A 15090-nucleotide genomic window follows, 5' to 3' on the forward strand; every position below is an offset into this window, starting at 1 on the left:
CAGAGGCTGTCACAACGTAACAGCCTCTGAAATGGAGAAAGTAAAATGAAAAAATCTTTAACCAATCTTATCTTTTGGCTTTAATATCTAAATAACAATACTGATTCATTCATGTTACAGAATATTAGGCTATCAATGTGTGCATCTTGTGATTATCCCATGACTATTTTCTGAATCGTAAACAAATAAAGAGTAGAGGTCCTTTATCCTGGCCCCCTCTGCTTTAAAAGTGGTGCTCCACAACGGACCACCGGGAGGTCTTTCCAACTGGTGGTGTAGAGGGGCGAGAGCCTTTCACGCTTCATCTGCCACCGGCTTCCGGGGCGCAGAGGCATGCAGTGGAGACTGTGCCGGCCGTAGCGGTTGTTGATCCGGTCTACCGCTTCCATTACCGCATCGTTTCTGCTATCTTTTTTGTAAAACAGATCCAGCTGTCCTTCCCGGGCCGGCTCTATTTCACTGAGAAAAACAGCAATCTTCTTGTAGCGGAATCCGGGACGGTAGAGTTTTTCAAGTTGCCGGTGCACGACGGATACGATGGAAGGCGTGTAGGAGAGGGGAAACGAGAGTTGCTCCGTCATACCCCGGGCGTACTGTCTGTCTGATTCCCGGAAGGGGTTGGTCATGACAGAGCAGTGTATCACCCTGCAGGCCGAGTTTTGAGCCCTGAGTTTTTCGGCTGCCCTGGAGGCGTAATCGGCCCCGGCTTCCATGATATCTTCCATTTCGGTAACAGGAAATGAGAAGCTCCTGGAACTCATGATACCCTGTTTGGGGGGAGGGGTCTCCTCCAGGGTGAAACTGGGTTTTCCCCGGAGTTCCCAAAGAGTTTTCAACCCTACGAGGGTCATGTTCTTCTTGACCCAGCTGTCTTCCTGCAAGATCAGGTCGGCCGCTGTATGGATTTCTTTGCTGTGGAGCTTCTGTCCGTACTGGCGTCCGATTCCCCATATCTCTTTTACATCTGTTTCTTTTAATATATCAGGCCATTGGGAGGGGGTGGGAATACAGATATTTCCGGCATTTTTTTTGGCCCTGTGGCTGGCTATCTTGGCCAGTGTTTTGGTCTCTCCTATGCCGACAGAGACGGGAATCCCCACCCAGGAGAATACTCTGTCTCTGATGGTGCAGGCCTGATCTTCCAGTTCTTCCAGACTGCCCCGGAGCTCCAGAAACGCTTCGTCGATGGAGTATACCTCCAAATGAGGAGTGAAAGATTCAAGGATCTCCATGATCCTCCTTGAGAGGTCCCCATAGAGGGTATAGTTGGATGAAAATACGACGGCACCGGCCTGATCGAGTAGCTTCTGCACCTTGAACAGGGGGGCTCCCCGGGGCAGATTCAGCTCCTTGGCTTCCCGGCTCATGGCCACGATACAACCGTCGTTATTGGATAGAACTACCACGGGGCGGTCTTTTAGATCGGGGCGGAAGACACGCTCACAGGAGGCATAAAAGCTGTTACAATCCACCAAAGCGGTCATGAGAGGGCCGACCTTCCCGCTAAAAAGCGGTGAATCACATGGCTCACAACCCCCCACACTTGGAATTCCATCTCCAGTTCAATTCTCACTGGATCGAAGGCTGGATTCCCTGGATAAAGCCAGAGACGACCGCCTTTGCGGACCAGTTTTTTTACGGTGAATTCACCGTAGAGAATGGCGACTATGACCATTCCGTCTCCCGGGGGGATGCTGCGATCGACGATGAGAAGATCTCCGCTGCGGATTCCTTCGTCGATCATGGAGTCGCCCTCCACCCTGACGGTGAAGGTGGAGGCAGGATTCTGTACCAGATAGGCGTTAAAATCTAGAATCTCTTCCCGGTAGTCTGCTGCCGGGGAGGGAAACCCTGCCTTGATGAGGTCCGCGTAGCAGGGGATGCCCCGGGTGTTCTCCTTTTCCGGAATCTCCCATTGTACGGGAGGGTCAGACAGGAAATAGGCCGTGGGAAGTGATTTTGGATAACTATTCATATGTGTAGTATAATTGGCTCAGATATGAATCGTCAATTCCCCCGGGACTCTTCTTTTCCCTATTCTGCAATTTCCTCTTTTATCCTCATGACAAAAGGTGTCCTCTTCGGTAGAATGCCACCCATGCTCAGGGAAAAAGTCATGCAGATCAAAAAGAATGAGACTCTCCATCCCCTGCTCAAGGTTGCCATCCCTGTGATGATGGCCAACGGTGCCGAGACCATTTACAACTTGACAGACAGCTGGTTTCTGGGCCAACTGGGACCTCGTGAAGTGTCGGCTCCCTCCATCGCTTTTAACCTGATTATGCTCATCATCCTAGCCGGGCTGGGGATTTCCGCCGCGGGAAGTACACTGATTTCCAGGGCGATCGGGCAGAGTGATCGGAAGAAGGCTGAGTTTTTTCTAGGACAGGTCTGTTCTCTTCTGATTTTAACTTCCCTGGTTATTGCCGTGGTTGGGTGGTTCCTGGCCGGACCTTTTCTGCGTGCTGTCCAGACACCGCCGGATTTGTATGGACTCACCGTGGAGTACCTCAGGATTATCTGCCTGGGAGTGCCTTTCATGTATGGTTTTTTTTCTCTGCAGAGCGCCATGGAAGGCACGGGAAACACCGCCGCATCCTTGAGGATTCAGCTTCTGGCTGTTGCTGTGAATATTCCTTTGGACGCGATTCTTATTTTTGGGGTCGGAAGTATCCCATCCCTGGGAGTCCGCGGGGCGGCTCTAGCTACGGTTCTCTCCCGGGGAGTCGCTGCCATCAGCGCCTTTGTGATCCTTTTGAGAGGACATCAGGGAATCCGCCTGAATCTGCCCAATCTCCGCTTCGATTCTGTTGCCCTGAGACTTCTGTTGAAGGTCGCGGTTCCCTCTTCTCTGTCCCAAATGGCTTCAACCCTTGGTTTCACAGTGCTTCAGGGGCTTGTAAACTCCTTTGGTACAGCCGTAATAGCCGCTTTCGGCATTGTGAACCGCATACATGCCCTGTTTTATATGCCCGTACAGGGACTCGCCCGGGGCAGTGCTACCCTGGTGGGGCAGTCTCTGGGAGCCGAAGAACCCCTCCGGGCGAGGAAAACAGTGACCACAGGAGTCGTTCTCGCTTTGATGTATATTATTCCCGGTATGATCTTTTGCTATTATTACGGTGCTCACTTCATTCGTTTTTTTGTGAACGATCCCGGAGTGATCAAAGAGGGAAGTCAGCTCTTCCGGATCATGTCCCCTTCTGTTATAGTATTTGCAGTGTTCATGATTCTGGCAGGGGCCTTTCAGGGTGCCGGTGACACCCGGTCCCTGATGATGATGCATGTAGGACGGCTCTGGGTGTTTCGGCTCCCCCTGGCCTGGCTGCTGGCCTTTCCCCTGGGGCTGGGTATTCGAGGCATATGGTACGCCATGGTTTTTTCCAACTTGATGATCACCTTTATTGGAATTCTCCGCTTTAAAAGCGGACGCTGGGTTCATGCCCTGAAAGGGGTCTGATACCATGATGAAAATAATGTCTGTAGCCGCATCCATATTCAAACTCAGAGGATCTTTTTGAAAGTACTGCAACCCGCCTTTTCCGATCATTTCAAACCCGCTGTCCTGCCTGAAGCCCGGGGACTCTGCAGGGAAAACAGGGTGTATAATTTGAAAGAAGAGGACAACCGTCTCCGAGGCTTTGTCTTAGATGGTCAGTCTATGCCTTTTGAAGTTCAACTTCACAGCCGGTCTGCTCAGATCTACTGGAGCTGTGAATGCGGCAGCTCCGAACCCTGTGTTCATCTGGCGGCTTTCCTGATCAAGGCAGGGGAGCGCAGTTTTGCAGAAGGTCATTGGTTTCATCAACTGCCTCGCTTGGATATAAACATCGAAAAATTTAAGCCTGAAGTCTCTGATTCCTCCCAGGGAGATCTCTTTGCTGCTTCTTCTCAGGCTCCAAAAGACTCCTCCGGAAAAAGCGGGCCGACTTTGGGAGACCAATGGTCATCCCTCGATGATATTCCCTTATTTCAGGGACTCTCGGATGAGGATTTCCACATTTCCGGAGAAGTCCCCCGGTATGATGTTGTTTTTACGCTTTCAAGGAACGACGATAATGGCATACTGGTTCGTCCGGCTCTGCTGCGTCTGAGAGAGGGACTGAGGAGCGGGGGGATTCTTCGTTACAAGGCGTCCCGTCCTGTATCCCCGCTTTCTATTCATCAGAAAAAACTGCTGGAAAAGATGCAGCTTCATAAGGAGAGCATCAAAGAGGACCGCAGTGATCTCTCTCTTCCTCTGGAGGACTGTCTTGATGAGGTCCTCTCTCAAAAAGAGCTCTTCACAAGCGCAAGGGTTGCGATCACATGTCACCGGGCAGACTCTCTGGAGGTTTCCTTTCTGTTTCAGGAACTCCTTCATGATGACAGACCCCTGTATTACCCTGTTTACCGTTTTCTTGATGATAAGGAGAGTGTTCTACACTTGCAGCGTGAGCGGTCCGGCCTCATTCTCAGGAACAAGAGAGTCTTTTGCCTTAATGAAGAGGCAGGTGTTCTGGCCTTCCTTCCTGAAGACTCCAATACCTCCTTCTTCGTTAACCTCCTTCTCTCCAAAAATCAGGGTTTTCTCCCTGCAGACATACAGGGCATTCTCAGGCTGACAGAAAAGATGAAGAATCATGCCCTGGTTCTCAGAGATGACTATTCTCCTATTTCGGTAAGACAGGCGGATCCCCGACCTATTTTGAAACTCAGAAGCCGTCAGGATAAGACGGAAACATTTTTCTTCTTTCGCTATGGCCATAAGGACATTCCCTACCAATCTCCTGTGTCCTGGATTCCTCCGGAAGAATCGGAATCTGCTGCCGTTCTGGTGATTCAGAAACGAAACAAAGAAAAAGAAAGTTCATTGGTCAAGGATGTCATATCCGGGATTACCAACCATCTCAGTTTTGAAAAAGGGTATTATGCAGGGCTCGTCAGCGGCAATGAAGAGGGAGACCTGAGGCTGGATCTCCCCCTGGAAGAGTTCCTGACCTATTACTGCACCATGCTCAACGACAGAGGTATTGAGTTGCAGCTGGAAGACAGGAAGATCAGTTCTACAGCATCGGTACAGTTCAATGTGGGAAATACCACCGACTGGCTGGATGTGGATGCCATGGTAAAAGAGCCGGACACTCAGGAGCTGAAGTCGCTGTTTTTTGATGATCATTATCAGACACTGGGACTCATCAGCACTGGAGACAGCTATGTTCGACTCAGCGAGAGTGATCTCAGGAAGCTGGAATTTCTCCGCCGTCAAGGTATGAATGATGACGGCAAACTAGAAACCTCTGTCCGTAATTTTTCTATAATCGATCAGATTTATGAACAGATTGCCGAGAGGGATGAATCCCCGGCTGATGAGATTCAGGAACAGGCACGATTAATTAGGGAGGCCGTAGGGGAGGATCATGCCATTCAGCCCTCGGGCCTGAAAGCCACTCTCAGACCCTATCAGAAGTCTGGGTTTTCCTGGTTGCTGAGACTGCATGAGAATAATTGCCACGGCTGCCTTGCTGATGATATGGGACTGGGAAAGACCCTCCAGACTCTATGCCTTCTGCAGCATCTCAAGGAGACTCAGAATTTAAAAACCAGCCTCCTTGTGGCACCCGTTGTCACTTTGTCCAATTGGGAGAGTGAGTTAGAAAAATTTACCCCTACCTTGACCCATGTCCGGCATGCCGGAGCCGGGCGGATCAACGATGCCCTGCGTTTTAAAGAGTTTGATCTGGTCATTGTGAGCTATCATACCCTCAGGAACGACGTGGATCTCTTTTTAGAATTTGCCTTTGACTACATTATTCTTGATGAAGCCCACTATATTAAAAATGCGGGTTCCCGTATTTTTAAGGCGATCCGTTCCCTGAAAAGCAAACATCGCCTGTCTCTCACAGGGACACCCTTGGAAAATAATACCATGGAGCTCTGGTCTCAATTTAGTTTTCTTAACCCCGGTCTCCTGGGGGGAAAGAAGGATTTTTTCAATCGTTTTGCCCAGCCCATAGAGAAGAAAAAAGACAGTGAAGCCCTTGCCATCCTCCGGGATACGGTGTCTCCTTTTTTACTCCGCCGTAAAAAAGAGGAGGTTTTGGATGAACTTCCTCCCAAGGAAATCATCGTCCATTACAGTGAGATGACACCAGAGCAGGCCGCATTGTATACCCGGTACAGAGATTTCTACCGGGCGAGAGTCACAGGCCTTATCGGCGACAAAGGGCTGGCCGGTTCTTCCGTTGAAATCTTTCAATTCCTCTTGAAACTCCGTCAACTGGCCATCTACCCTCCCATGACTGGGGATGATGATGCCATGTCTGTGGGGTCCTGTAAGATGGATGCCCTGAAGGATCTCCTGGACGAGGTGCTTCAGGAGGATCATAAAATCCTGATTTTCTCTCAGTTTCTGGGAACCCTGGAGGCCATCGGTGATTTTTGCCGGGACCAGCATTGGGATTATTCTCTCATCACAGGCCAGATTAAAGACAGAAGCGAGGAAATCAGAAGATTTCAGGAGGATGAAGATGTGAAGATTTTTCTTCTCAGCCTGAAAGCTGGAGGGGTGGGGATCAATCTGACAGCTGCTGATTATGTGGTTCTATTTGATCCTTGGTGGAATCCCGCTGCCGAAAGGCAGGCTATCGACAGAGCCCACAGAATGGGACAGAAACGCAAGGTTATTTCCTACAAGATGATTGCGAGAGGCACTATAGAAGAGAAAATTCTCAGGATGCAGGAGCAGAAAACTGCTCTTATGGACGGCATCATACAGGATGATCAGAACATCTTCGGTTCCCTGGGTGAGGATGAGGTGATTGGGCTCTTTGAGTAAGGCATAATCCTTTCTATTTCATTGTGAAGTCATTATTCTTTTACGATTCCATAGCAATATTGCGATAACTCCATAGAATAATGCCAGTCCAACCCCAAAATCAGTAGTGAAATACTTAGTGATTCCTGTATCATTTGTCAGGCCGTCAAATACGCTCTGGATAAAAAGGTTATGACTTGAATGGAGGATGATCGCAGGCCACAGACTCCCTGATTTTATCCACAGCCATGTCATAATAAAGCTCAGGCTCATAATCTGAAGGGTGAAAAACAGGACAGCATACCAGCTTTCTGTTCCGCTGGTATAGGATGAAAAGAATATTCCCGGATAATGATAAAGTGCCCAGATTACTGACACTATCAACGAAGTTTTTAGCGGTGAATAACGCTTTAAAAGTTCAGGTACCAGAAACCCCCGCCATCCTATCTCTTCTCCCGCTGCAGTCAGCATGCTGACTAACACACCCAGTGTTGCTGCCATGAGAATTCTAACCATGAAGTTTTCTGATAGCCTTTCCATGTTCAACTCACCTGCGCCTGTCATCCAGACAACACCATAAACAAGGAGCCCTCCCATGAGGGGTAGAGCATATCCAACACTCAGGAATTTGAGCCGGCCAGGTTTCCACCCGAAGCCTCGGAGATTCTTATCAAGAGCAAGCTTCACGATGATTGCGGCCAGTCCCGGAGTCCACATAATCATGATCACCGAAGGTAAATAAAATTTAGCTGAATTATGGGACATGAGAATATAAAATGGTAGACAGATTAGGAACATTAGTGCAAGGAAAGCAGTGGTTTTTTTAGTTTCTTTGTTCATCATTCGTTCTTCTTTCCGCAGCTTTTCACCTGCATTTTGTAAACGACAAGGCTTATCTTCGCTAGATATTAACAGTATTCACCTCTTTTATCAAATTTCCGTATTGATTTTCTTTTAAAAACCATATTGTACAATTCCATTTATTCCTCCTTCTTCCTTCGTTGCACTTAGAAGATAGAGTTTTGAGGCTTAGTAAAAAATCGGAAAATTGTCGTAATCGAACAGAAAAAGACTAAAAGTTTAATCGTAGAAGTGATTGGAAATCGTTTAAACTCTGATGACACAATCAAGTTCTGGGTATGTGTAGTTTATGAGAATGCTGCAACTGTGTAGATTAAAGCACCAAAGGATGAACAAATATCAAGAGGAGCTGTTTTGCATAACTTTTTTAATAGCTTATTTAATAGTCCTCTAACCAGGTTTTCCAGTCATTGAATACTTCTATTTCAGACTTTCCGGTGATCATTTCAAATGATTTTTCAGGATCGAGAAATCCTATAATTCTTTCCCATCCGAATTCATTTTTCAGATATTCCATGAATGTATAGGATAGAGAATATCCACCGACCCCGGCGAATTTTATTGGATTTTGAGTCTTATACTCGGAAAATGTTATGTCCTTAAATTTGAAAATCGAAGATCTTTCAGGTTTCTGATTTGCTAGGTATAATGCAAAAGCCTCTTTCATCCAATAATCTATTTTTTTGTTCTTTCGATCGGTCAAAGCATGAACATATTCATGAACAGCTGCTTTTTTGATTGATTCTCTTGTATGTTGGGGGCCTGGTTCCGAAGGTGATGTTATCATGACATAGTTTTTGGTATTCTTGCCTATGTACCAATCAGGTAGGAACCAGCCGGCATAACCAAAAGTTTTACGATGCAAGACCTTTCTATTCGGATAAATGATGATATCCACATTTTGTTCCTCTGCAAAGCGTAATGACGCATTTATTTTTTGACTGCTATTTTTGATTTTCTCGACAATAATTTTCCCCTCCGCTAAGTCCTTTTTTTCGGCATATACAATAATTCCTTCCAAATTGTAAGCTTGCATATTTCTTGTTTTCAAATCGAGTAGAGGCAAAAAGTTCAATGCGCCTAAGCTGAGTGTTGTTCCTAGTATAATTTTTACGGTGTTTCTTGTTTTATGCTTCACTATATTTCTCCCATTCATTTTTAGAATGACTATAGGATTCTTAAGAGTTGATTGGTATCGGACAGGTGTATGATTTTCTTCATATTGATTAGATTTTAGCTGTTTTAGATCAATATTTTGACAGTTCTAGCTTTTCTTTAAAAGAAGCTTCCTCCAGGTTTCCCCAACGAACGATTCCATAGGTAAGAATTGTCAGAAGTCCACATAAAATATACAGGGGAAGTCGGTCTCCTCCTGTTTCCTGAGGGAGTACTGGTAATAACCCCAGAGTTGTGTTACTTGCAGCATGAAATATATGAACCAGGAGGAGACTTCCTCCAGTCTTGTTATAGATCCAGCTTATCACGATTGAGATATAAATCTCTTGAAGAATAAAAAGCCAGAGGGGTATTTCTTGGTGAAAGTTTCCCTCAATAAAAAAGAGGGGAGAGTGCCAAAAGGCCCAGATCAGTCCAATAATGAAACTGGCCTTCAAGGTTCCATACTTCTCCTGTAATTTCGGGAGGGCAAACCCTCTCCAGCCGGTTTCTTCTCCTAAAACACTGAATATGAGAACATATATAAAAATAGGGATAGAAAGGAATAATTGGCTAGGATCATTAAAAAGCAGTTTGTTTCTATCTAGAAGAGAATAGATCCCTAGGGCTATCAATGCTAGAACTGCGGTCGAAAAAAAACAGAATACATACCAGATGAGTCCTGTTTTCCATAGAAGGAGAGAGCTTAACAGCTTCTTTAGTCCCTTTAATCCCTCCCTGTTTGCTGTTAATAATACAGCTGCCGTTAAGGGACCATAAGTTCCTGCAACTCTCAATAGAAAATGATCTTCGCCCACCATTATCATGGGTAACCAGAATATCCAAGACAGACAGAATGTGAGCACAAAGAATTTTCTTACTGGTTTGTCCATAACTCCACTCCTATTGGTAATGAACTTCTCTGACAGTGAACTGAGCGTAGCTGTGTTCTCCATCAGGCAGTTTCCAGAAGGCTTCTATTCTCATTGGAATCTTCATATGATTGATCTCTTGATAGCTTCCAACACGGCCTATCCATGTTTCGATTTTTTCTTCGCCCATGAACCTTTGAGTTTCCAGCTCTGTGATCTCTCCAGTCGCATTAAAACTGACCTTATATGATAGCTTCTGATTCTTGTATGTGAAGGAGAGTTTTGCTCTATCCTCATCTATCTCTGTCCATTGCAAGCGGGAACTTGGCAGCAAATTTGTGGGGAACCAGACACTTTCACCTAACCATCTAAGGAGTTCTCCCTGATCATATTCAGGGCCATTTCCGTCAACCACTTTGAAAATGTTAAATAGAAATACCTTAATTTGCCCCCTTCCGGCTATATACATATCCTGTACTGCGTATAGTGATGTTTTGCCATTCCATAAGAACCCGGGATCTTCGCATGTAAAGTACTGTTCTCCCTCAATATTGATCCATTCTTTATCCAGTGCTGTCTTGAACCGGCCGTCATGTTTAAGATAGGTTGTGCTGATGTAAGGTTGTCCGTCGGTTAAGACATTTCTGAAATAGCGCTGTACTGGCGCAGGAAGTCCAATAATTTGTTCTTCTCTGTATATTTTGTGGGAAATATCAGCAGAAAGTGATCTTAACAGTTTTCTTTCCCTTTCTTCCATATATTGCATATGAATCTTTCCGGCAAAGGGAATCAAGGACATTGAAATTAAGATAATCATTATTATGGGGAACATCTTTTTTGTCTCCTCTGGTTGAAAATATTTCTTAACCAATTTTATCATTCTTCTTATCCAGTGTATTTCTCTAGTATTAATATAAACTTTATCAAACTGGTATTTCATCTCTACTTTCTGCCGCAGTTCTTCAGCATGCATTATTCCCATTTTCTCAATTATATAGATGTTTTCAAACATTTCTTTTTCTCCATTACTAATGACACATTTTGAGTATCCATGAGCCATTGAGAGAGGTCTTTTTCCCTTGAAATGGCTTCTTTTTTTCCCCCCATATAACGGCATATTCTTTTCTCTGAAACAACTTGGCCATCTACCATGTAGAGTACACGATCACTTCTTGAAGCTACTTTTGGATCATGAGTGACAAGGAAGACAGTTGTTCCTGCATGATTGATACGTCTTAGTAACTCCATGATTTCATAGGATGATTGAGAATCGAGAGCCCCGGTAGGTTCATCTCCGAATATTATTTCAGGATCATTTATGAGAGCCCGACAGATTCCCACCCGTTGAAGTTGTCCTCCTGATGCCTGGGTTATATCGTTCTGCGCTAAAGATTCTATTCCGGTCATTTCCATCAGCATTTGAGCTCTTTTAACAATATCCTTCCGATTTTTTCTACCACAGAGGTATCCAGATAAGGTAATGTTATCTTGTATGCTTAGGTTATTAAGAAGATGAATCTGTTGAAAAATAAACCCCATATCCTTTAGCCTGAGGGCCGATAATGATTTTTCTGATAAACTAGACAGCTCTTTTCCATTAAAAATCACTCGGCCCGAGCTTACCTGGTCCATTCCGGATAGGTTATACAGAAGAGTCGATTTTCCAGAACCTGATGGCCCCATGATCGTTACAAACTCTCCCCGTAGAACCTCAAGGTTCACATCTTTTAGCACTTTAATTCTGTTCTTTTTTCCAAGATTGTAGTGTTTATTCAATTTCTTAGAATCTAGTAAAATATTCATTTTCTTTCTCCTTTATTCCGCTACGGCTGCGGCAATTGTGTAGTCTTTTATTCCTGTTATACTTAGGACTGTGGTGAATGCAACGGCCCAAGTCAGTAGAACTGGAAGTAGAAAAGAGGAGTACAGAGGGTTTATAATCAATTGGATATGGGCCACTCCTATGAAGGAAACTAGAACGCTTATGAAGGCTTGTCCTGCGGTGTTTGTGAAAATAGTTCCGCCAATGATTCCCATCAACAGGAGTAGCAATGTGGTACTCAAGTATTGCAGATGTAGATGTCTCAGAGAAAATCCAAGGCTTCTCATGATGGCAATTCGATCCTTATCCCGGCAAATCATCATACGGAGAAAGAGTGAGGTTATTAGCGTGACTATAGTCAGTCCTATAAGGATGGTTATAATTGTAATTTTTCGGACCTTGGAAATCATATTTCCAAGTGTCTGTGAGATATAGGTATCAAGATCAGTGACTCTTGCCGGAGTGAAGAGTTTGGCGTATTCACCTACCTTTTCTTCAATAGAGATCCCTGGTTTCATGTCCAGACTCAGGGTATACCACAGAACCTTGTCTCTATTATAAGGAATTGAAGCTTTGGCAGTGTGTCCCCCATTGGTTATATCCTGATAGACTCCGCATACAACCATCTCCTGCTTCTTTCCTTCTACTTCTAGAATCAGGATATCCCCCATAGCTTTGTTTAGATCCTGGCTGTTCAGATAGGAGAGGGCTATCTCTCTGTTGTTTTGAGGTTCCCGGCCCTCTATATAATCCAGAGGGAATAGGGTGAAATCTCCAGTCTCAATAGTCAGATGTTCGCTTTCTCCATTTTCTTTGATCATGGAGAACTGGGATGTGATAAGAGGGGATACAAGATCTATCTCTGAATCTTGTTTTAAAAAATCTATCATATATTTAAAACGTTCCTTAATATTCTCTGTCTGATGCAGATCAATCCTGATGTCACTCCGACCAATTCCCATATAAGAGATAAACCCCGTAGATGAAATCGTGGACAGGAAATTAACAGGAAGGATGGTGATGAAGCTGGCGATGAAATAAATGAGTGTTAAAAGACCGTAGTTTTTAAATCTCACAAAAACATCCCTGATACCCATGAATAGATTTATATTCATGGCCCCGCTATTTTTGAGCGTCCATGTTTTGATTTTCCAGGATCTTTCCATTTTCTCCTCTGCCTGAAAAGCCTGAATTGCAGAAATAGTCTTAAAACGTCTGAGAATGAGGATGACCGAGGAAATTAGAAAAAGAAAAATAGAAGATACAGCCATTAGAGGTATGACCACAGAGAGTACTCCCGAAGCTGCTTTCCCCAGGTAGTCCATACTGTTTGCCATCAAAAACCGGTTGGTACTTAATGAAATCAGATAACCGGAAATTGTGGCTGCTCCACCCACAGCCATATATTTAAATAGATAGATCTGCTTTATTTTACGCTGGGGCATCCCCAGGGCTTTCATCACAGCAATCTCTCTATAATCCTCTTCTATGGCTGTAATCACTGTGAATCTTAGGCAGAGTACGGCAATCAATATCAATAAAAGGCTCAGTAAATTAATAATCATAGCAACAATTCCATCGCTTAATCCGTTGAGGACCTTAAACAAGCGGTGGTCAACAGTCGGACCCTTCTGAGGCATCCCCTGGGACAGATAGTCATTTGTGAATCTCTCTAGGTTATCTTCATCAGTCAGTCTGAATTCAATAAGATATTCAGTCTCAGGAAATAGTGTTCTCATTGTTTCGAAGTCCCTATCATTAAGGAGAAAGCGTTTAGAATGGACAATCGCAGGATTCATCTGAGCGTCCCTGATTATCTCTGTGACTCTAAATTCTTGTTCCTTATCTCCTGTCCCTACTTTTATAAAGTCACCAAACTGGATATTTTTTTGTTGAGCATAGTAGATGGGGATTCCAATTTCTCCCTTTGGTAGTTGAATGATCCTATTTTCCTTATCAAGGAGAAAATCAAAAGATTTATTCTGCTTGACAAAGCTGATATCCATAATGCTGTTTTCCTCACTTTCTTTGTTCTCACTCAGGAACAGCGAAGACCCATCAATCGAGATCATTTCAACGATTTGCATTTCGTCTATGATTTGGTTTTCATCTGACCAATCCTTCAGTTTCTGGTGATCAAGGTAACCGGAATGCATCTGAACAAAATGGGGTACTTTAGCTGCCCTAAATAGGGCATCCAGGGCATTGTTCAGCTCCAAGACCATTCTAGAACCACTTGAAATCAAGAGGGATGAAAGCATGATAAATATAAATATGACAATCATACTCACTTTTTTTCTGCTCAATTCTTTTCTGAAAATTTTAAAAAGCATCATCGTTTCCCTCCTGATAAAGCTGTAAGAAATAGACCAAGACCACAAATCATCAATATTAGCGCTTGCCCACGTCCGGGTTCTGAACCTACGATGTGTCGAAGATTGAAGGCCAGTACACCTTGGTCCTGAAGTAGGGGATTGAATAATTTATCCGTCAGAAATCCGGCACTGAGATAGGCTGCAACATAACCGATCTGGGTCAGGAATCCCGTTAGTCCCCAGGTTCGGCCCTGCTTTTGATTTGGAACTTTTGTCCTTATCAGAACTTCAGCGCTGATATTGATCAAAGGAAGGCAAATAAAAAATAGAAATAGGAAAATTGAAATTATGACCAGATGGGTACTCATTCCCATGATCGTTAAAAAAATACCTCCCAGGGCGAGACCTAAGCGCAAGGGGACATATAAGTCTTTTCCCAGACCGGTGACACTAATGATCAGACTACCTACAACCATTCCTAGAGCACTTAAAGACAGAATTATGCCTAGGGTCTTCGCAGTTGTTAGGGATAGCATCATGGGTGTGAAAAGAGTCTGTATGCATCCAATAAAAAAAGTGACTGTTGTGAGTTTAATGACTATTTGCATTACTTCGGGGGTCTCTATGAGACTCTTCCACCCGTTTCTCATTTCATTGAAAAAGTGAAATCCTTTACGGTTCTGACTCATTATTTCTACGGCTGGCACAAACACTACTGCCATAATAGCAAAGGCAAAGGTCAATATATCCAGAAGCAATACACATTCAATTCCTGCATAAGCAAGCAGAAATCCCCCACAGATTGGGGCTAGAAGATGCTTAGCTGAAGAAGCCAGCTGCATTAATCCACCAGCCTTTGAATATTGGGATTTTATGAGCATGTCAGAAAGTAAAGCCTTATATGCAGGTCCCTGTAGTGCTGTGAATGCTGAGCTCATAGCGATTCCAAGGTAAATATTCCAAAGGAAAAGCCGGCCAGAGAGGGTGAAGAATAAGAGAAACATAACCGCAACTGCCGATCCGGTATCCCCTATAATAATCATCACTCTCCGGTCAAACCGGTCGGCAAATACACCACCTATGGGTCCAATGAGAATTGCAGGAACAAAGAGTGTTAACATGACCATGGCAAAGCTTATGGTGCTGTTGGTCTGATTAAAAACATAAATTCCAAAGGTAAATGCTGTTATCCCTGTTCCTAGGCCCGACAACAACTGACCTGTCCACACAATGAGAAAGGGGGTAAACGATTTTTCTTTCACTCTGTTA

The 15090-nt window shown here is 44.4% G+C and carries 11 protein-coding genes; 2 read left to right on the forward strand and 9 right to left on the reverse strand.

Going from position 1 to position 15090, the window contains the following annotated elements; all coding sequences use genetic code 11:
* Nucleotides 1-203: 203 nt before the first annotated feature.
* The gene (locus EXM22_RS01295; protein WP_149484774.1) at nt 204-1484 is read right to left on the reverse strand and encodes a Y-family DNA polymerase; all 1281 of its coding nucleotides are present in this window, start codon (nt 1482-1484) and stop codon (nt 204-206) included.
* Complete coding sequence (locus EXM22_RS01300) at nt 1481-1975, reverse strand: LexA family protein (RefSeq protein ID WP_149484775.1); 495 nt, start codon at nt 1973-1975, stop codon at nt 1481-1483. Before EXM22_RS01300 ends, EXM22_RS01295 begins: the two co-directional genes overlap by 4 nt.
* Nucleotides 1976-1999: 24 nt before the next feature.
* On the opposite strand from EXM22_RS01300, the gene EXM22_RS01305 reads away from it, so the two are divergent.
* The gene (locus tag EXM22_RS01305; protein WP_168203274.1) at nt 2000-3460 is read left to right on the forward strand and encodes an MATE family efflux transporter; all 1461 of its coding nucleotides are present in this window, start codon (nt 2000-2002) and stop codon (nt 3458-3460) included.
* Between the two features lie 57 nt (nt 3461-3517).
* On the forward strand, nt 3518-6817 hold the full coding sequence (locus tag EXM22_RS01310; protein WP_149484777.1) for a DEAD/DEAH box helicase: 3300 nt from the start codon (nt 3518-3520) through the stop codon (nt 6815-6817).
* A gap of 18 nt (nt 6818-6835) precedes the next feature.
* Here EXM22_RS01310 and EXM22_RS01315 read toward each other — a convergent pair whose 3' ends face one another.
* From EXM22_RS01315 to EXM22_RS01345, 7 genes are all read right to left on the reverse strand, one after another.
* A complete protein-coding gene (locus EXM22_RS01315; protein WP_168203275.1) occupies nt 6836-7561 on the reverse strand; it encodes a CPBP family intramembrane glutamic endopeptidase in 726 nt (241 codons plus the stop codon).
* A gap of 475 nt (nt 7562-8036) precedes the next feature.
* Nucleotides 8037-8795, reverse strand: a complete 759-nt coding sequence (locus EXM22_RS01320) for a hypothetical protein (protein WP_149484779.1) — start codon at nt 8793-8795, stop codon at nt 8037-8039.
* A 109-nt stretch (nt 8796-8904) separates the two neighbouring features.
* Complete coding sequence (locus EXM22_RS01325) at nt 8905-9705, reverse strand: CPBP family intramembrane glutamic endopeptidase (RefSeq protein WP_168203276.1); 801 nt, start codon at nt 9703-9705, stop codon at nt 8905-8907.
* A 10-nt stretch (nt 9706-9715) separates the two neighbouring features.
* The gene (locus tag EXM22_RS01330) at nt 9716-10516 is read right to left on the reverse strand and encodes a DUF6544 family protein (protein WP_168203277.1); all 801 of its coding nucleotides are present in this window, start codon (nt 10514-10516) and stop codon (nt 9716-9718) included.
* A gap of 158 nt (nt 10517-10674) precedes the next feature.
* Nucleotides 10675-11487, reverse strand: a complete 813-nt coding sequence (locus EXM22_RS01335) for an ABC transporter ATP-binding protein (RefSeq protein ID WP_149484782.1) — start codon at nt 11485-11487, stop codon at nt 10675-10677.
* Nucleotides 11488-11499: 12 nt separating this feature from the next.
* On the reverse strand, nt 11500-13842 hold the full coding sequence (locus EXM22_RS01340; protein WP_149484783.1) for an ABC transporter permease: 2343 nt from the start codon (nt 13840-13842) through the stop codon (nt 11500-11502).
* Nucleotides 13839-15083: an MFS transporter gene (locus tag EXM22_RS01345; protein ID WP_168203278.1), complete on the reverse strand. Its 1245-nt coding sequence runs from the start codon at nt 15081-15083 to the stop codon at nt 13839-13841. Before EXM22_RS01345 ends, EXM22_RS01340 begins: the two co-directional genes overlap by 4 nt.
* Between the last annotated feature and the right edge of the window lie 7 nt (nt 15084-15090).

Origin of the sequence: Oceanispirochaeta crateris, assembly GCF_008329965.1 — a bacterium.
Taxonomy (GTDB): Bacteria; Spirochaetota; Spirochaetia; order DSM-2461; family DSM-2461; genus Oceanispirochaeta; species Oceanispirochaeta crateris.

What these genes read in the sequence shown, in the direction of transcription:
- EXM22_RS01325 (WP_168203276.1), bottom strand. Translation starts at nt 9,705, where the DNA reads ATGGACAAACCAGTAAGAAAATTCTTTGTGCTCACATTCTGTCTGTCT.
- EXM22_RS01315 (WP_168203275.1), bottom strand. Translation starts at nt 7,561, where the DNA reads ATGTCCCATAATTCAGCTAAATTTTATTTACCTTCGGTGATCATGATT.
- EXM22_RS01305 (WP_168203274.1), top strand. Translation starts at nt 2,000, where the DNA reads ATGAATCGTCAATTCCCCCGGGACTCTTCTTTTCCCTATTCTGCAATT.
- EXM22_RS01300 (WP_149484775.1), bottom strand. Translation starts at nt 1,975, where the DNA reads ATGAATAGTTATCCAAAATCACTTCCCACGGCCTATTTCCTGTCTGAC.
- EXM22_RS01330 (WP_168203277.1), bottom strand. Translation starts at nt 10,516, where the DNA reads ATGTTCCCCATAATAATGATTATCTTAATTTCAATGTCCTTGATTCCC.
- EXM22_RS01340 (WP_149484783.1), bottom strand. Translation starts at nt 13,842, where the DNA reads ATGATGCTTTTTAAAATTTTCAGAAAAGAATTGAGCAGAAAAAAAGTG.
- EXM22_RS01295 (WP_149484774.1), bottom strand. Translation starts at nt 1,484, where the DNA reads ATGACCGCTTTGGTGGATTGTAACAGCTTTTATGCCTCCTGTGAGCGT.
- EXM22_RS01335 (WP_149484782.1), bottom strand. Translation starts at nt 11,487, where the DNA reads ATGAATATTTTACTAGATTCTAAGAAATTGAATAAACACTACAATCTT.